Source organism: Anaerobiospirillum sp. NML120449 (assembly GCF_023051105.1).
Taxonomy (GTDB): Bacteria; Pseudomonadota; Gammaproteobacteria; order Enterobacterales; family Succinivibrionaceae; genus Anaerobiospirillum.
Genome location: NZ_JALKIL010000002.1, coordinates 164,120 through 182,097 on the forward strand (window position 1 = coordinate 164,120; position 17,978 = coordinate 182,097).

The 17,978-nt window shown below is 52.5% G+C and carries 10 protein-coding genes, 1 tRNA gene and 1 pseudogene; 4 read left to right on the plus strand and 8 right to left on the minus strand.

Annotated features, from left to right (window positions below; all coding sequences use genetic code 11):
* Window positions 1-947: 947 nt before the first annotated feature.
* The 3 genes from glyS to tusA form a co-directional block, all read right to left on the minus strand.
* Window positions 948-3,014 (minus strand): glycine--tRNA ligase subunit beta, encoded by a 2,067-nt coding sequence (gene glyS, locus MXE41_RS01325; RefSeq protein ID WP_247099084.1) that lies wholly within the window; start codon window positions 3,012-3,014, stop codon window positions 948-950.
* A 456-nt stretch (window positions 3,015-3,470) separates the two neighbouring features.
* Window positions 3,471-4,388 carry a glycine--tRNA ligase subunit alpha gene (gene glyQ / locus MXE41_RS01330; protein ID WP_246976236.1) on the minus strand — a complete coding sequence of 306 codons (918 nt, stop codon included), beginning with the start codon at window positions 4,386-4,388 and terminating at the stop codon, window positions 3,471-3,473.
* Between the two features lie 370 nt (window positions 4,389-4,758).
* On the minus strand, window positions 4,759-5,004 hold the full coding sequence (gene tusA / locus MXE41_RS01335; RefSeq protein WP_246976234.1) for a sulfurtransferase TusA: 246 nt from the start codon (window positions 5,002-5,004) through the stop codon (window positions 4,759-4,761).
* Between the two features lie 379 nt (window positions 5,005-5,383).
* Here tusA and MXE41_RS01340 point away from each other — a divergent pair.
* From MXE41_RS01340 to MXE41_RS01350, 3 genes are all read left to right on the plus strand, one after another.
* Window positions 5,384-5,459 (plus strand) — tRNA-Thr (locus tag MXE41_RS01340).
* 1,032 nt (window positions 5,460-6,491) lie between these two features.
* Window positions 6,492-7,511: an OmpA family protein gene (locus MXE41_RS01345; RefSeq protein WP_247099085.1), complete on the plus strand. Its 1,020-nt coding sequence runs from the start codon at window positions 6,492-6,494 to the stop codon at window positions 7,509-7,511.
* Between the two features lie 793 nt (window positions 7,512-8,304).
* A complete protein-coding gene (locus tag MXE41_RS01350; RefSeq protein ID WP_247099086.1) occupies window positions 8,305-8,985 on the plus strand; it encodes a PAS domain-containing protein in 681 nt (226 codons plus the stop codon).
* Between the two features lie 629 nt (window positions 8,986-9,614).
* Here the strand turns inward: MXE41_RS01350 and MXE41_RS01355 are convergent.
* The 4 genes from MXE41_RS01355 to rpoZ all read right to left on the minus strand — a co-directional run bounded on the left by MXE41_RS01355 (window position 9,615) and on the right by rpoZ (window position 16,330).
* Entirely contained in the window at window positions 9,615-10,817 is a 1,203-nt protein-coding gene (locus MXE41_RS01355; protein WP_246976226.1) for a GTP-binding protein, read from the minus strand.
* Between the two features lie 736 nt (window positions 10,818-11,553).
* Window positions 11,554-12,585, minus strand: coding sequence for an alpha/beta fold hydrolase (locus tag MXE41_RS01360; protein WP_246976223.1), 1,032 nt, complete (start codon window positions 12,583-12,585; stop codon window positions 11,554-11,556).
* A 387-nt stretch (window positions 12,586-12,972) separates the two neighbouring features.
* Window positions 12,973-15,081 (minus strand): bifunctional GTP diphosphokinase/guanosine-3',5'-bis pyrophosphate 3'-pyrophosphohydrolase, encoded by a 2,109-nt coding sequence (gene spoT, locus MXE41_RS01365; RefSeq protein WP_246976331.1) that lies wholly within the window; start codon window positions 15,079-15,081, stop codon window positions 12,973-12,975.
* Between the two features lie 958 nt (window positions 15,082-16,039).
* Window positions 16,040-16,330 carry a DNA-directed RNA polymerase subunit omega gene (gene rpoZ / locus MXE41_RS01370; protein ID WP_246976219.1) on the minus strand — a complete coding sequence of 97 codons (291 nt, stop codon included), beginning with the start codon at window positions 16,328-16,330 and terminating at the stop codon, window positions 16,040-16,042.
* Window positions 16,331-16,357: 27 nt separating this feature from the next.
* Here rpoZ and MXE41_RS01375 point away from each other — a divergent pair, with 27 nt between their 5' ends.
* On the plus strand, window positions 16,358-16,747 hold the full coding sequence (locus MXE41_RS01375; protein ID WP_247099087.1) for a hypothetical protein: 390 nt from the start codon (window positions 16,358-16,360) through the stop codon (window positions 16,745-16,747).
* A gap of 420 nt (window positions 16,748-17,167) precedes the next feature.
* On the opposite strand, the pseudogene gmk reads toward MXE41_RS01375, so the two are convergent.
* Window positions 17,168-17,737 (minus strand): annotated as a pseudogene (gmk, locus tag MXE41_RS01380) (guanylate kinase); the annotation flags it as partial.
* Between the last annotated feature and the right edge of the window lie 241 nt (window positions 17,738-17,978).

Genomic DNA, 17,978 nt, shown 5'->3' on the forward strand with positions numbered 1-17,978 from the left:
CCACAAGTTAATCTCAGCAAAAATTATGTCGCAGTCGCACACTATACCTGCCCCGACACATGACAGCACTTTCGCCCCACACAGGCATCAGCAGTTGCAGCAAACTGCCACCACAATTGAGTACGCTCTCAGCCAGTCAGAAAAAACTTTTTCCCACAACTTTTTGATCTCACAGCGCAGCACAAAATTGCTGCCAGCAAGTAAACGGTAACATTCTGAAAATCATGGCAATCCCACAAGAACAAATTCACTTTTCCCACAAGCAGATTTTCGTCATTTAAATCAGAATCCCACAAGCTCTAAACCACGTCCAGAGCACCATCTCCTGTTCATCACCTGCCAGGCCTCATGTCCGCGTTCACAAACATTCCACAACCTGCAACAGCTCCGGTTATATATGTACTATAAAGTTTGTCCAATATGGTCTATAAACCATCGCGTGAGGTACAGGATAATATATTGATATAAATAAATGAAATAAGATGCAGGCGGACTGCCTGCATAAGCAAAGAGAAGGTTGTCAGGGGATATGAGCAGATTGAGAGTGGACAGCAAATGCTGCGGCAGCTGATGCTGCAGCAGCACTTGCCGCTGCAGTCAAGGCCGTGGCCAGCGACATGTATGGCCCTGCTGGGGCCCTGCAGGTGCCCTGCAGGGCGCGCAGCGGCGCGTGAGCACTGTATGACTGGTATGAGGAGGCCTCCACTGGACTATGCGCTGCAGCGCGCTGAGTGTGCTCTATGGCGCCTCAGTGCTGGCGGCCGGCACGATAGCAGGTCTCTGGGGCCGTGGCCGGGTATGACGCTGGCTTCCTGGTCTGGAGACAGCTGCTTGCTGGCAAGGTGCAGGCAGAGAGGCGGTAAGTTGCAGCAAAAAAGGGTGGTCCCTGAGGGGCCACCCTTTTTAAGGCCGGGAAAGTTATTCCCCGGAAAAGCAGTATGTTATTTTCAGTACAGGACGGAGATGTCAGCAGTACGGGAGAAAGCAAGGCTCAGCTGATTTAAGATGGCCAGACGGTTGTTCTTGATGGCAGCATCTTCGTGGTTAACCATTACCTTCTCAAAGAAGTTGTCAACATCGTCACGCAGCTCGGCCAGAGTGCTCATGGCCTTGTCGTACTCGCCCTTGCCATACAGATCGTTGATGACTGGCATGAGGCTGTTGAGATGGGTAACGAGCTTGCGCTCAGCGTCATCCTGCAGTAAGGCCTCATCGATGGCAGCATCGTTGCGGCCGCTCTTTGCCTGGATGTTGTTAACACGCTTGTAGGCAGCAGCCAGATCCTCAGCTTCCTTGAGCTCCTTGAACTTGACTACGGCTTTGGCGCGCTTGTCAAAGTCGAGCAGGGAAACAGGGGAGGTGGACAGTACGGACTGGAAGATTTCAGCGCCGATACCCTGATCCTGGTAGTAGGCCTTTAAGCGGGCAAAAATGTAGTCACTGACATTCCTGGCAGTGTCCTGGGACTTTAACTTGTCCTTGAGGAACTCGCAGCCCTTGTTGATGATATCAACGAGGTTCAGCTCAAGACCGTTCTCGATAATGATACGGATAACGCCAATGGCTGCACGGCGCAGACCAAATGGGTCCTTGTCACCCTTAGGCATGAGGTTGATGCCCATGATGCCGATTAAGGTGGTGAGCTTTTCAGCCAGGCTTACGCAGATCTGAACCGGACGGGTTGGGATCTGGTCACCGGCAAAACGTGGGCAGTACTGCTCAAAGATAGCAGCAGCAACGTCCTTGTCCTCACCGTCGAGCTCGGCATAGTGCATGCCCATGATGCCCTGGGTATCGGTAAACTCGGTTACCAGAGTGGAGGCCAGGTCGCACTTGGCAAGGTGAGCGGCACGCTCACACAGAGCCTTGTCAGCACCTACCTGAGGAGCGATATAGGCAGCGATCTGGGAAACAATGCCGGAGCGGTAGGCAATGGTACCAATATCCTGCTGGTAGATAACGGTCTCAAGGCGTGGGAAGAAGGACTCCAGAGACTGCTTGCGGTCGGTTCTGAAGAAGAACTCGGCATCAGACAGACGTGGACGAACTACACGCTCGTTACCTGAAATCAGGGCTGTAGTGTCAGAAGGATTGATATTGGATACGAAAGCAAACTTAGGCAGCAGACGGCCCTGAGCATCGTAAATTGGGAAGTACTTCTGGTCACCCTTCATGGTGTATACCAGAGCCTCGGAAGGAACCTCAAGGAAGCGCTCCTCAAAGGAAGCCAGGAATACATGTGGGTTTTCAACCAGAGAGGTAACTTCCTCAAGCAGGGCATCATCAAGATCAGCCTTGCCATTTACTGAGTCAGCAAGACGGGTTACCTGATCCCTGATGGAGGCTTTACGCTCTTCAAAATCTGCAATAACAGCACCTTCGTTGCGCAGCTGCTCAACGTAGGTGTCGGCATTCTTTACGGTCAGCTCCTGGGCGCCCATGAAGCGGTGGCCCTTGATGGTGGTTGAGGACTTGATGCCCAGAATCTCACCGTCAAGCAGCTCGTTGCCGAAAATCATGCATAAGGTGTGAACTGGACGGACGAACTCATCACGCTTGTCGCCCCAGTGCATGAGCTTGGGAATTGGAAGAGCAGCAAGGGAGCGGGCAAACATGTCAGATACCAGAGTTCTGGTCTCAGTACCCTGCTTTACGGACTTGATGTACAGCCACTCACCCTTGTCGGTAGTCAGGCGCTGAGCGTCCTCAACCTTGATACCGTTGGCGCTGGCCCAGCCCATGGCGGCACGGGTAGGGTTGCCGTCAGCATCAAAGGCAGCCTTAACGGCAGGACCCTTGACCTCAACCTCACGATCAGCCTGCTTTACGTCCAGATCATTGATGATCAGGGCCAGACGGCGTGGGGTGGCAAACCAGCGGGACTGGGAGTAGTTCAGGCCTTCGTTGTTTAATTCCCTGACGAAGTTCTCGTGCAGAGACTCAGCCAGCTTGCGCAGGGCCTTTGGAGGTAACTCTTCGGTACCTAATTCTAAGAGTAAATTTAACTTTTCCATGTTTAACCTGATAGCAACAGGGCAATTCAGAACTGATCGGTGCAGGGCAGGGATACTGGCCTTAGAGCACCATAAACCATTCACCATATCCTGTTTTGCAGGCTCAACTGCCTGTACAGGCTTAAATGGCAGATACATGGCTCAAAGGGATGGTGCAGGACTCAAATGGTCCCTGGCCTCAATGGGCTGATACAGACCTCAGATGGTCCCTGGCCTCAATGGGCTGATACAGACCACAGATGGTCCCTGGCCTCAATGGGCTGATACAGACCTCAAATGGTCCCGGGCCTCAATGGCAGAGCCCTGATGGGCTGACCCATGGCATAAACGGGCAAGGTCAGGACTGTACTGTCTGTAATCTGAATTGCAGAAATCTAAAACCGGGCTGCACGGTGCTGTGCAGGTATTGAGTGCACAGGTGCAGCAGCGTCACAAAGTCGGGCAGGTTCAGTCTGCTTATCTGCCGCGCTGGCACATTGGGAAGCCCAGTTCCTCACGGGACTTGTAGTAGGCTTCGGCAACAGACTTGGATAAGGTTCTGATGCGCAGAATGTAACGCTGTCTCTCGGTTACGGAAATAGCATGACGGGCATCGAGGAGGTTGAAGCAGTGTGCAGCCTTTAAGATGCGCTCATAAGCTGGCAGTGGCAGTGGCTTTTCAAGGGCCAGCAGATCGCTGCTTTCCTTTTCCATCTGCTCAAACATCTTGAAGAGGAATTCGGTGTCGGCGTGCTCGAAGTTGTAGGCAGACTGCTCAACTTCGTTCTGGTGGAAGACATCACCGTAGGTGACATCGCCATTGGCAGTGTGGGCCCAGATCAGGTCGTAGATGGAATTCTTGCCCTGAATGTACATGGCAAGACGCTCAAGACCGTAGGTCAGCTCGCCGGTTACTGGGAAGCAGGACAGACCGCCTACCTGCTGGAAGTAGGTGAACTGGGACACTTCCATGCCATTGAGCCATACTTCCCAGCCAAGGCCCCAGGCACCCAGAGTAGGGTTTTCCCAGTTGTCCTCAACAAAGCGGATGTCATTAACAGTTGGATCAAAGCCCAGCTCCTTTAAGGAACCAAGATAGAGGTCCTGGATGTTGTCAGGAGATGGCTTGAGAATTACCTGGAACTGGTAGTAGTGCTGCAGACGGTTAGGGTTCTCACCGTAACGGCCATCGGTTGGGCGGCGGGAAGGCTGAACATAGCAGCAGGAGATTGGCTCAGGGCCCAGAGAGCGCAGGAAAGTCATAGGGTGGGAGGTACCGGCACCAACTTCCATGTCAAATGGCTGGGCTACCATGCAACCACCGTGAGTCATCCAGTAGTCCTGTAAGGTAAAGATTAAACCTTGAAAGGTTTGTAGATCATATTTATTAGACATCGTATAAGTCCGACCACTAAAAATAAAACTGCTAGTCCACTGCCTTAAGCCATAAACAGGCATTCCAGGCCATGATAAAAGTACATTATTTTATCAGAAATGCTCAATAATGGCTTGCCTGTGCCAGATAGCACCCACTCAGATATGGCCTGAAAAACAGCCTCCCGGCCCCCATGGCCACGCCCAGGCACCAGTACGCGTGATAATGCCCCCGTGAGCTTGCCCCGGCCTGCAGGGGGCCAGCCACACAGGCAGATGCCCGGGGCAGTCCCATGTCCTTGCCATGGGCCAGTCCATGGGCCCGACCGTGGGCCCGACCGTGGGCGCGGTAATGGGGCCTGCCGGGCCCACTGCCGTGCAGCGGCAGCTGTCAGGCTCCGCCCTTGCGGATTAAGAAGCGATGCGGATGCTCCTCATCGGGCATGCTGACCAGCTCATGGTCCATGAAGCTGCAAAATGCAGGTACATCGCGCAGCGATACAGGGTCATCTGAGCGCAGCTCAATGAGCTGTCCGGCTGCGCTTTCTCTTATGCATTTGCGCAGTAACATCAGAGGCTCGGGACAGGACAGTCCCATGCCGTCAACTAGTACGCTCTGTTCTTGCGTCTGTGCCATTTGCTCATCTCCATGGCCGTAAATTCTTCAATCATTCTGTACCTGGCCTCATACTCAAAGGGCTGGCTGTGGCCCCACTGAGGGCTATCCGGGCATTCTATCAGCAAACAATGCCCAACAAGTTTATCTGCAAGGCGCAGCGGCCACGGGCTCATGTCTGTTGCTCTGCCAGCGCCGGAACAGGAGCCAGGGCAGCACCTGTTGCCTGAGCCGGAGCGCGGCACTGGCAGCACCTGAGTCTGGGGATACCGGATGTGCCAGGGACCGTACCTGGGGGCGGCAGGCCCGTCAGATACGGGCTCGGGCTACCGGATCTGGAAATTTTGACGGGCTGTGTTGATCTTTGATTTTTAGTTGCTATAATAGGCACCACTTTGATGCTGGTTTAGCTCAGTTGGTAGAGCACCTGTTTTGTAAACAGGGGGTCGTGGGTTCGAGACCTACAACCAGCACCATCCCCATGAAAGTCGCCTCTGGCGATTTTTTTATACCTGTATGTTGTATCTATGAAAAAGGCGTTTTAACCTTGTTGGACGTGTGACATGTGTGCTGCTTTTGGGGACTTTACTGTCATCATGGGTGAAAATGTTCAAAAACGCTTTATATTATGTGAAGAACAGAGTAGCATGGCTGGTATTCCCGGAGCCTGACACAGGGTTATCCCGGATGGTTTCAGGCTGATAAATATCAGATCTGGACATGGAGAGCATGTGCACAGCAAGGCCGCTCCCGTGAACAAAAGGTATTCATTGATTCTGATTTGAAAAGCAGCTTCCAGTTGGTGTCTCAGGGCTGCAAATACATCACTCACCTGTTTAGTCTGCGCGGAATGCAACTGTCAGCTGCAGATGGTACGCTGTCTTGTTTTAATTATTCTGATGCCCGCAAACACCACGAGTATCAGAGCGCACCGGATCATTAAACTGAGGAAAACATGCAGTACATGCAGGTGCTGCAATGTTCTGGCTGAGGGGAAAATAACAGTCAGAAAAACAGGACTGTCAGGCATGATACATGCTTGAAAAAAATGGGTCCTTGCACGGGTTCATATGTAACCTGAGCTGTCCTGCGCCGGCTTTCATCCCGTAACAATGCCTGCAATAAGAGAACATCCTTTTGCCTTCCCCTGGCATTTTGACAGTTTCTCAACCTGAATTATAATTTTTATGACAGTAGGGATGCTGTCTGTGGCGCCCCGGCGCCAGCATCAGTCCGTGAAAGCTCTTCATCAGAGGTGCCTGGGACTGGTGTTCTGCCCCTGGTTCTCATTGCGAAATGAAGAGAAGTCAAACTAGACCCGTGTGAGGCTCCGTCTCACCCCATGTCTAATATCCTGTCGGGGCACAGGGTAAATTGAGGCCCGTACGCTCATCAAAGTCAGTACAGGTCATGTGGGATTCTTTCTGTTACAGCTTATGTTCAGCCTTAAAACATGGTAATCAGCGGACAGTAACAGGAGATTTAGTATTCTGCGGGGATATCATCTTATGAAGAAGAATTTATTAGCTTTATCCGTTGCTTCAGCTCTGTTAGCTACTGCTTCCGTATCTGTTGCTGCTGTTTCCGACACCGGTTACTTCGGCGGCCGTTTAGGCTATGCTTTTTCCGAGTGGAATGGCAATGATGCCGACTTATGGCACAGCACCGACAAGAAGGGTATCGGCGGCGGTATCTACGGCGGTTACAGCTTAAGCAGCTGGTTCAGCCTCGAAGGTGCCTACAACTACTTAGGTGGTTTCAAGGCCGAGGACAACGCAGGTGAGAGCAAGAGCATCAGCCTCCACGGCCCAGAGTTATCTGCCCGTTTCTCCTTACCTTTAAACGACAACGGCGCTGACCTCTTCTTACGTGGCGGTGTAATGTACGCTCTGGCCACCGACGACGGTAACGGCTTCGTTCCAGTTGCCGGTATGGGTGTAAGCTTCATGCCTGCCGACAGCCTGTCCGTACGTGTTGGCTACGACCGTTACTTCGACGCTTATGACAGCGATGAGAAGACTCAGGGCATCGACTTTGACGTTAACTACATGTACGCCGGCTTAAGCTTCGTATTTGGCGGCAAGTCTGACACTCCAGTTGCTGAGCCTGTATCTCAGACTGTTACCACCACCTACACCCTGGACGCCAACACCACCTTCGGCTTTGACAGCGCTGTTGTAAGCCAGGAGGGTCAGGAAGCTATCAACCAGGTTATCCTCGAGACTCAGAACTCCAACCTGCAGTTCGTACAGTACAACGTAACTGGCTACACCGATCGTATTGGTAACCCAGACTACAACCAGAAGCTCTCCGAGCGTCGTGCTGCTGCTGTTGCCGAGGTTCTGGTTGCCAAGGGTGTAGCTCAGTCTGACATCTCTGCTTCCGGCCTGGGTTCAACCGCTCCAGTATCCACCGGCTGTGATGATAAGATGGCCCGTAAGGACTTAATCAAGTGCCTGGCTGCTGACCGTCGCGTAGAAATCAACGTAACCGGTACTGCTGCCAAGACTGAAGAAGTTAAGAAGTAATAATTGCTTAACTTCAGCCCTGCCCTGACTGGCAGGTCATAAAAAAGCCCCTGAAGTCTCAGATTTCAGGGGCTTTTTGCTGCCCGCAAAATTTCCCGCCCAATCGCGCCCAGCCCAGCCATGCCCGAATAGCTCTTTTCAAAACCGGCCAGTGCAACGCGCTGCAACCGGGCTCTGGCCACTAAGGCATTTATCAGCGTAAGCTGCCATCCCTGGCCTCAGGAGCCGTATGAGGGCAAAGGATAGGGCAGGCATGCTTGGATAAGGCCAGCATAGCAGCATAGCCGGATATGGCCGGTATGGTTCGCTAAACAATTGTTGAGTGAATCGGGGAGACTGCAGAGTAGTTCTGGTGCCTTTTGCTGCGTTTTGTAGAGTATATTCGGGGGCCTGGGGCTGTGCAGGCTCATTGCATACTGCATTTCAGGTACTTTTGACAGCTTATTTCTGCAGTTTTAGTTTTAGAGAAGGGCACGGGTGGTATTTGGTTATGGAGCTGAAACTGGGCTTTTTTCAAGCATAAAATAGCCTGTTTAAGCTGTTTTACATCAGGGATGATTCTGTTGCACCATAATGCAGATAATAGATTGGGATTTTTGGCAGAAAGAGCACGTAACAATGTGGTCCCAGAGGCTGTGTTCTCAGGCGGTATTGATTCAATTAATTTTGATTAAGTTAAAACTTTTGATAAGTAACTCACAAAACGGATGTTCACTTAACAAAATTTTAATGAACTCGTTTATATTAGAGTGAATGGTTCCGTATTTACCCTGTGCCCTCTGCTGGAGGTTTTATGAGTAACCTCGAAAACGAGACTATTCTCAATCAGTACAAGATAATTGTGGACATGATAGGACTGTTCTTCAAGGACAGCGTGGAAGTGGTACTGCACTCACTTCGGGACCTCGACAGGTCAGTTGTATATATCCACAACGGCAAGAAAACCAACCGCACCCTGGGCTCACCCGTAACCGACAAGGCTCTGAGAATCATCTCCGAGTACAAGGCCACCCGCAAGCGTCTGTTCGGTCCTTACAAGACCATATCCTGTGATGGCCATGCCATGAAGTCTGTAACCACAGTGATTGTTAATCACAGCAATGAGGCCATTGGCCTGCTGTGCGTCAACCTTGATCTGGAAACTCCTGTGCAGGAGCTCTTTAACATCCTGTGTGCCGACTTTGAACAGTCACCTGAGCACAGCAGCAACGATAACGAGTACTTTGCAACTGATACCTCTGATCTGCTCAATGCTCTGGTAAACCAGATTAAAAATGAGGTTCAGAACGACAATTCAGTACCTCACCGTCAAAAGACCCGTGCCATTGTGGTGGAGTTACAAAAGCAGGGTCTGTTCAACCTGAGAAATGCCATCCCGGTCATTTCCGAAATTCTCAACCTCTCCAAGGCTTCCATTTATCTGCACCTGCGTGCCATCAAGAACAACGAAGCCGGAGATGAGGACAAGGACTGAGCTTATCCCCAGCTCCGGAGCTCAGCCACAGCTCCAGAGCAGTGTTTAGGCCAGATGGTCGAAGGTACACAGACCTCTGAGTCGTCGTGTAAGCGCCATTGCGCTGCTCACATGCTCCATTGCGCACGTTCAAATGCGCATGCAGAGCCGCTTACATGCGGCTGTGGCGCTGCTTAACATGCGCTGTAGCGTATATTCACATGCTTTAACTGCAGGACTGATAACAAAAGTGACCAGTTATCAGTCTGCCATCCAGCTGCCAGTGAGAAAGAAAATGTGGCCCGGTGGCCTGTGCCCATGCCGTAACTGCCCGATAAGTCGGGCCATATCAAATGCCATGAAGCATCTGCCCTATGACCATGCCTGATGCCAATGCCTGATGCCCATGCCTGGCCAATGCCTGATGCCCATGCCTGATGCCTGAGTCTTGTGACCTTGAGGAGGCCCCAGGCGGCTGTGCTCAGCCGCTCAGGTCGCCAGCACAGCTGCCCGGGCGCCTTCGGGGCTGATTGTCATGCAGGATCAAAAAAACGCTCTGAGCCATAAGGCTGCAGAGCGTTTTTTATTGAGTGCGGCGCGGGCGCCTGAGGAGCCGGGCGACAGCTCAGCTCCGTGAGATGCCATACTCCTTATTTGTCGTAGGCATCGGTCAGGACGATTTCCTCAACACCGTCTTCATCGTCACCGGCACGTTCAGCAGCGCTGATAACCTGGCGGTAGTAGTCGATGGTGGCGTTGTCAGGGTTGTCCAGAGCCTGGGTGAAGATATGTCTGATCTGCTCAAGTACGGTGGCGCGAACTATGAAGACAATCTTGGAGACACGCTCGCCATTTGGCCACTCATCAAGCTCGCCTACAGGATAGAGCTGCCCCTGAACACCGTGAATGATGACAGGCTGCTCACGGCCTTCGATATCGATAATGCCCTTGAGGCGCAGGATGGAATCACCATACTGCTGCTGAACCAGGTTGATGGCAGCAAGAAGAGCCAGAGAGTTGATTGGCTCAGCGCGCATGATGGCAAAGCTTTCGATATTGGTGTGAGCAATGATCTTAGGCTTTGCTACAGCAGCATCAAATCTGGCTTCAGCAGGGCGCAGCGGAGAGGCAAGGCTGATACCGCCTGCATCCTTGCCCGGTACCTTGATATCCAGCCAGTCTTTGACCTGAGCATTGTTCTGGCGGCTGAACTCCTTGTAAGGACCGATTTCATGAATGATCTTTGGAGTGATCTGACCCTTGACTACAGGATGGAGCTTTGCTGAAGGGTTGATGCTGCGGGCAACCTCACCTATGGCATCGATTTCCTCAGCGTCGATAAGATCGGTTTTGGAAATCAGAATGATGTCAGCAAGAGCAATCTGCTTTACGGCCTCATACTGCTTTTGCAGCTGCTCGCGTACGAACTGGCCGTCGAGCACGGTAACAGTACCGTCATAGCGGAAGGTCTCAACGCAGAAGTCATCGTTGTTGAGAGTTGAAATAACGCCGGCCGGATCAGCAAGACCAGTAGTCTCAATCAGAACACGGTTGAACTTTGGAATCTGACCTTCTGAGGCCTTGATGTAGTTGGCAGCCAGAGACTGGATAAGCTCACCCTGCAGGGTGCAGCAGATGCAGCCTGAGCCCAGCAACACAACGGTATCGTCAACTGACTGTACCAGCTCGTGATCGAGGCCTACATCACCAAATTCGTTGATGAGAACCAGGGTATCTTTAAATTCCGGAGTGTTTACCCAATGGTTCAACAAAGTGGTTTTGCCACTGCCTAAGAAGCCAGTGATGATATTAACCGGGATACGAGTATCCACTACTTCCTGCATATCTGACATGGGTATTACTTCCGAAAAATAAGACTGTCTTCTTTGCCAGGGACGCTGAGATTGAGTACGTGCCCAGTGCATGAGGGCATAACTTCCAGCGGTCGCAGCGTTCCTGCCTGATGGCGGCTGCGCCGCATATGCCTGCGCTACACATGGTGCGCCGCATATGCCAGAGCCACACATGGTGCGTCGTATATGCCAGCGCCGCACATGGGGCCCGTATATGCCAGCGACGCACATGGTGCGTCGTATATGCCTGCGCCGCATATGAGGGCGCAGTACCTGCATCGCCGTATGGCTGTCAGCAAGCGCCTGGAGCGCAAGAGGCGGGCTGCAGGAGCGGGCGCATGGGCGCGGGGGAGTTGCTCCTGGCCGGTCAAAGATGACGGGGAAAATAAAGTGCACTGAAGCAGCGCCCTGCTTAATGAGTCAAATCCCTGAGATTTTCGGGGCAAACTCACTGATGCATGAGGCAAAATCCCTTAAATATGGGGCGGCCGTTCAGTTGCCTGCAGCTTATTGTACTACCAAAATCCTTTTGGATATAAAGAGCGTCCTGATAGTAGCTTTCAGTTACCACTTCTGTAGCTTTCAGTTGCTGATCCATGAGCCTGTAAAACAGCAGCGCCCCGCTCCTGCACTGCAGTGTACAGGAGGCGGGGCGCATTGGAGCCGGGCTGCAGGAACCTGATGGGGTGGCTGCAGAAAGTCTGCAGCAGGCAGTAAGTGCCATATGACAGGACTGTTACTGACCTTCGCCGTTGAGCAGGAAGTTCAGGGCCTTGAGCATGGCTGGATTACGATAGCTGTCATCCTCATTGAGAATATCATGGTAGGCGTGAGGGATGAGCTCGAATTTTGGAGGCACGGTGTCATTGGCGTGGCGCTTACAGAACTCACGGGCAGCCTCAGTGGATACTACCATGTCAGCACCGGCGGACAGACAAAGCATAGGGAAGTCAAAGTTGCATTTGATCTTGTCAAGGCGCTGCTGAGCCTGCATACAGCACTTTACAAACTTGTATGTAGGGCCGGCCAGAGCAAGCTGCGGATGAGATACGTAGTAGTCATGGTAGGCGTCATAGCGTACCGGGCTGTGAGAATGGATGTTCTCTTCAAATGGCAGTCTTACGTACTCTCGGCCGTGAGCTGTGTATGACAGGGCAAATGAGCGGATATTGCACAGCAGCTTGAGAATAGGGTAGACCACCTTTGGGGCCAGCATGTTTGGAATGCCAAGGAAAGGGCAGATAAGAGCCAGGGCCTTTGGCTTGTAAGGGAAGCGGGTGTTGAAGCAGAACTCAAGGGCAATCAGACCACCAAGAGAGAAGCCCAGCATCTTGTAGCCAGGACCTACATCAAGGTAGGAAAGCATGTTTTCAAGGTCAACACGGTAGTGCAGGAAGCGCTCAATATGGCATTTGTTGGAGTCATAAAGCACCATGGAGGACTGACCCTGACCACGGACGAAGCAGACCAGTACGCGCAGGCCCTTATCACGCAGATGCCACAGCAGCTCAGCGTACTTGTGCTCGGTCTCGGCGCGGCCGGCGATGATTACCAGGGTATTGCTGGAGTCCTCAAGGGAGACTCCCGGAGCGCCCTGAGGTGCTTTGAGCTCAACAGCACTTAAAAAGAGGTTATCAGATACATGAATGCGGTGATGCTTGAGATCGTTTTCAAAGAAGGCATCAATTTGAGGGTAGAGCTCGGCAAAGGACTCTTCGGTTCCAATATTCTGCAGATCAATCATAACCATAACTCTCTTTATGACCATACTTACATCACGCAACTGCTGCAATTCTGTCAGAGCCTGAGATTATGCTTTTTTATTATTGACTGGGCAGATTTGAGCATGCGTCCTGAACAGTAATTGTCAGGCAGGGATCAGTTCCCTGAGGTTACCTGCTACTGATCCAGGTATGGTCCTTAATTGGTTTCCTGTCAGTATGACTAAATCATAGCATAACAGCCCACAGCTGTGGGCCGGGCGCCAAATGCGGCACAAAAATTATCCCGTGATGCACAGGGCCTGCGGCGCACAAAACAAAGGGGCCCTGACATCTGTCTGTCATGGCCCCGTGTTATGCCGGACGTTGCCTGTGGCAGCGGTCCTGGCTGCTGCGCAGACTGTGCTGCGCCAGCAGCTGCATGCGACTGCCGGTCAGCGGCGGCGGAAGATTCTGATGATGTTAGGAACGGCCTTGATGCGGCGGATAATGCCGGCCAGATGCAGGCGGTCCCTGACGGTAATGGTCAGATTGATAAGGTAGGTGCCGTCATCCTTGACCTCGGAGTTGATGGCATCGATCTGCGATCCGCCAATGTCTACGGCATTGGAGATTTCGCTCAGTATGCCCTGGCGGTTTTCCAGCTCAATACGTAAGCCGGTCTGGAAGTCGAGGCTGGCAGTTACCGTGGTATCCCATTCCACACTCATGTACTTCTCCGGATCTCGTGATACGTCACGGATGTTGGAGCAGTTGGCGTTGTGAATTACCAGTCCCTTGGAGGTGATGTGACCCATGATCTCATCGCCAGGAATAGGCATACAGCACTGAGCAAAGGTATATGGCAGACCGCCGGTACCGGTAATTGGCTTGCCCTCGTCGCTGGCAAAGAGATCGTCTCTGAACTTCCTGGCCACTACCACGGCAAGGATATTACCAAGGGCAATATCAATGAGCATGCTGTTGAGATCAGGCTGCTTGAACTCCTTGAGTACAGCACTCATCTTCTCCTCAGGAATCTCCTCAATACGTACGTCCTTAAGCACATTCTGCAGCAGACGGCGTCCAATGAGTACGCATTCCTGGCTCTTGAGGCCCTTGAGGTACTGTCTGATCTTGGAGCGGGCGCGCGGTGTTACCACTGAGGAGAGCCACATAGCATTTGGTTCAGCGCTTGGCGAGGTAATAATCTCTACGCTCTGGCCTGACTGCAGAGGACGTCCCAGTGGGAACATGCGGTGATTGACGCGGGCGCCGATACAGTGCTGACCGATGTCGGTATGCAGAGCATAGGCAAAGTCCACAGGGGTGGATCCGGCTGGCAGATCGAAGATCTTGCCATCTGGGGTAAAGACGAAGATAGAGTCAGGGAAGAGGTCGGTCTTAACGGCCTCAATGAACTCCATGGAGCTTGAAGCGCTCTGCTGAAGATCAATGATGTTCTTAATCCACTGCTGAGCATTCTTCTGAGCAGTAGTTGAGGTAGGCTCACAGCCGTTTTCCTTGTAAGACCAGTGAGCAGCTACGCCTCGGGCAGCCATCTGATCCATAAACTCGGTACGGATCTGAATCTCGATAGGGATACCGTGAGGTCCGATAAGGGAGGTGTGCAGGGACTGGTAGCCATTGATCTTGGGAATGGCAATATAGTCCTTAAAGCCCGATGGACGTGGCTTGTAAAGGTTGTGCATCTGACCCAGGACGCGGTAGCAGGTGTCTACATCATCAAGGATGATACGGAAGGCGTAAACGTCCATGATTTCACGGAACTGCAGTTCCTTTTTGACCATCTTCTTGTAGATGGAGTAGATACGCTTTTCACGGCCCAGGACGCGGCATTCGATATTGACCTCTTTGAGGCGGCGGTTAATGGCATCAAGAATATTGTTGATAACTTCCTTGCGGTTGTTACGGGCGCGGGTAACTGCAGCCTTGAGCACGCGGTAACGCATGGGATACAGAGCGGCAATGCCCAGCTCTTCGAGCTCAATCTTGATATCGGAAATGCCCAGACGGTTGGCAATAGGGGCAAAAATCTCCAGGGTTTCGCGGGCGATACGCTTACGCTTGTCAGGACGCAGAGAACCAAGGGTTCTCATATTGTGGGTACGGTCAGCAAGCTTGATGAGAATGACACGAATGTCTCTGGTCATGGCCAGGATCATCTTGCGGAAGTTCTCTACCTGGGCTTCACGGTAGTCATGGAAACGCAGTTTATCAAGCTTGGTTACGCCGTTTACCAGGTCCTGTACGGTGCTGCCAAATTCCCTGCTTATGTCTTCAGGAGTGACGACGGTATCCTCAACGGTATCGTGAAGCAGGGCGGCGATAATGGATTCCTTGTCCAGGTGCATCTGGGCAATGATGGTGGCAACAGCAATAGGATGGATGATGTAAGGTTCGCCGGAGGCACGCTTTTGTGGAGCGTGAGCCTTGTCTGCAAGCACAAAGGCGCGGTCAATGTCCCTCATGTTGTCAGCTGACAGATATGAGGAGGCCAGGTTGTGCAGCGGCAGATAGTAATGGAAGTTTTCAGACTCCATAGCCTCAGGAATTGGGTCAGCTATGACATGCTCCTGCTGGGTACCCTGAGCGCGGTCATGAGCAATCTGGGCGCTGAGCTCCAGGCTTTCAGAAAAGCCGCCATTATCACGGGCATTAACATTGGTGGAGTCGAGGAAGGGGACATGATCCACAGGATCACGGGCAGAGCCTGTGGCTATGGCAGAAAGGGCGGCTGCGGTGGTTCCAAGGCAGGCGGTGCCATAGTGTTCACCGGGGGCAACTGCTGCACTGCCCACACTGCTAGGACCTGAAGTAATGATATTGCTTTGAGAAACCATAAGTAATTTCCAACCACCAAAACTCTGCCGCGAGTGTGACGCCGCAGTACCATGCCGCCAGGCTGCAAAAGACAGGAAAGTTCTTCCAGTAAACCCTGCAGCAGCGGCCCCGTGCCTTTTCCATAGTGTGACAGCATGCTCTGCAAGGCCAGATCAAAGCATGTGTCATGTGAGCGCTCGCCGGCGCTTTGCCGTTTGTAGCTGCAGTGCGCAGCACCGGGCCTGCACAGCACGCCGTGCCGCGTCTGCCTTGCCAGGTCACTGCCTGGCGCTCACAGTAAATCGTTCATTGGGATGCTGTTTTGACAGGCCTCAAGGGCCGGCTCAAATTAAGGACAGCTCATCTAAGTATACCTGAGCGCGGGCCTGTCTTTGTGCTTATAAGCGGCAATAACACGGTCAGCTCTCAATAATAAGAACATTTTCCATTTGCTGACCTGCTACAGGTGTGCTCTCATGGGTTTTATCTCCCGGGAAAATGCTCTGCATCCATCATAAATACGGGTTTTGTCAGTTTAACTTAACAGGGGCAAATCAGGACAAAAAACGTTTTCACCATAAAGGAATCAGTGCACAAAAAATGTGCAGACCCCTGTCGGCAGAGGCCGACAGGGGTCTGTTGAGGTCCGTCAGGACTGAAATCTCTGGCGCGATGTTATCAGTTGAACATCTCAACGCCATCGATAGGAGCAAACTCATTGTCTGCTGGGAGCTTGGCATTGTCGCCGCGCATTAAATCCTTGCGGTCCTGCTTGTCGAGGAAGTCTTCAGAGATGAGACCGGCTTCGATTTCGCGCAGGGCGATTACGGTTGGCTTGTCATTCTCTTCATCAACTAAAGGCTTGCTGCCGTTCATTGAGATTTGACGGGCACGACGGGCAGCGATGAGAACCAGGTCAAAGCGGTTGCCTACTTTAGCCACAGCATCTTCAACTGTAACTCTAGCCATGATGTATTACCTCAAGTTAGTTGCCTCATGAAAAGCTCTCTTCACGGGCTACCAGAACAATTAAAAATCAGTGGTGTGACTCAACAGGCTGATCTTTGCTGCGTCAAACAGCAAAAAGCCGTCATTCCTGAAAGGAACGGGCTGTTTTTGATCACAGGGAAAAACCGGAGAGGAAAGCAGGGTTCCGATTATATGATGCACTGCATGGCCGGTGGGCGCATGGGCCTGTTCTGTCAGGTGGCGCCGGCCGTATACAGGCAGGGCCGGGAGTATGTGTTCTCCCTGAATCCTGGAGGGTACCGTATCTGCTGTCTGCAAGGCTGTCTTATGCATTATCTGCAGATAAGAAACGGTATGCTGTCAGCAACGGGCATTGTCTCATGGGCGCAGCGCGCCGGTATGGACCTAATATCCTGAGCCCGTTCATAATTTACTGCTAAAAGCCATTCATTTTAACAGAAAAACACGGTCCAGATCGGTAACGGTCCGATAAAGGACAAATTTTTCCCGCCCGGATAACATGATGCAGCCGGGCTTTACAGCCCGGCCAGACTGCATACTGTGGCGCAGCAGCGCCTGGACCATATTCTTAGCATGCTTATGCCCTGGGCGGGCGCTGCCTGCGCCCCTGGTCTCAGGCTCTGATGGCCTGATACCAGGGGCCTGCCGGTGGTAAGGCTCAGATTATTTTTCTTCGCTGTCGGTGCCACTGCCGCTTGCAGCTGCAAAGGCAGCCTGCAGGGCGCTGGCGCAAGGCAGCCATGCGGCCTCGTAATCACGGGCCTGCTGCTTCATGTCATCAAGCAGCTGCTGGTTATTGCTGCGCAGGCTGTCAAGGCGGGCGCGGTGAGACAGGATGATGCTGCGCAGAGTAATCAGGCTTTCATCAAAGTCGTCATTAACGATGACATAGTCGTATTCATCGTAATGGGAGATTTCGGACATGGCCTGAGCCATACGCTTGTTGATGACATCGACATCGTCCTGACCACGCTTGATAAGGCGCTGTCTTAAGGTATTCAGAGATGGAGGCAGGATGAAGATCTTCACGGCCTCAGGTACCTGCTCCTTGATAATGCGGGCACCCTGCCAGTCAATGTCAAAAAGCACGTCCTTGCCCTGATTAATCCAGTCCATGACTATCTCACGTGAGGTTCCGTAGTAGTTGGAGAAGACGCGGGCATACTCAAAGAAAGCATTACGCTCAATCAGCTTTTCAAACTCTTCGGTGCTTACGAAGTGGTAGCTCTCATGGTCAACCTCACCTGGACGAGGATCACGGGTGGTATGAGATATGGACAGACGCAGGCTGTCATCGAGGTTGAACTTGTTCAGCAGAGCATTGATCAGGGATGACTTGCCAGCTCCGCTGGGGGCGGAAACGATGTAGAGGGTGCCTTGAGACATGAATGATTTCTCCAGAGTTCTGTGTCCAGGAGTTCCTGACAGCAGGTCTTAACCTGATGTCCTGCCGCACAGGCAGCCTGGTATGGCCAGGATGACAGTCTGGCCCCGATAAATACTGTTATGACGGGCGCTGCCAGGTTGAGCACCTTGCTGGCGCCACGGGCCTGCAGCCTGATGATCCTGGCTGCACCTGGCCACCCCTGGGCGTGGACACTGTCAAGTGGCGGCGCCAGCCCCCGCC

What these genes read in the sequence shown, in the direction of transcription:
- MXE41_RS01345 (WP_247099085.1), top strand. Translation starts at nt 6,492, where the DNA reads ATGAAGAAGAATTTATTAGCTTTATCCGTTGCTTCAGCTCTGTTAGCT.
- MXE41_RS01375 (WP_247099087.1), top strand. Translation starts at nt 16,358, where the DNA reads ATGAAAAGCTCTCTTCACGGGCTACCAGAACAATTAAAAATCAGTGGT.
- MXE41_RS01355 (WP_246976226.1), bottom strand. Translation starts at nt 10,817, where the DNA reads ATGTCAGATATGCAGGAAGTAGTGGATACTCGTATCCCGGTTAATATC.
- spoT (WP_246976331.1), bottom strand. Translation starts at nt 15,081, where the DNA reads ATGGAGTCTGAAAACTTCCATTACTATCTGCCGCTGCACAACCTGGCC.
- glyQ (WP_246976236.1), bottom strand. Translation starts at nt 4,388, where the DNA reads ATGTCTAATAAATATGATCTACAAACCTTTCAAGGTTTAATCTTTACC.
- rpoZ (WP_246976219.1), bottom strand. Translation starts at nt 16,330, where the DNA reads ATGGCTAGAGTTACAGTTGAAGATGCTGTGGCTAAAGTAGGCAACCGC.
- MXE41_RS01350 (WP_247099086.1), top strand. Translation starts at nt 8,305, where the DNA reads ATGAGTAACCTCGAAAACGAGACTATTCTCAATCAGTACAAGATAATT.
- tusA (WP_246976234.1), bottom strand. Translation starts at nt 5,004, where the DNA reads ATGGCACAGACGCAAGAACAGAGCGTACTAGTTGACGGCATGGGACTG.
- MXE41_RS01360 (WP_246976223.1), bottom strand. Translation starts at nt 12,585, where the DNA reads ATGGTCATAAAGAGAGTTATGGTTATGATTGATCTGCAGAATATTGGA.
- glyS (WP_247099084.1), bottom strand. Translation starts at nt 3,014, where the DNA reads ATGGAAAAGTTAAATTTACTCTTAGAATTAGGTACCGAAGAGTTACCT.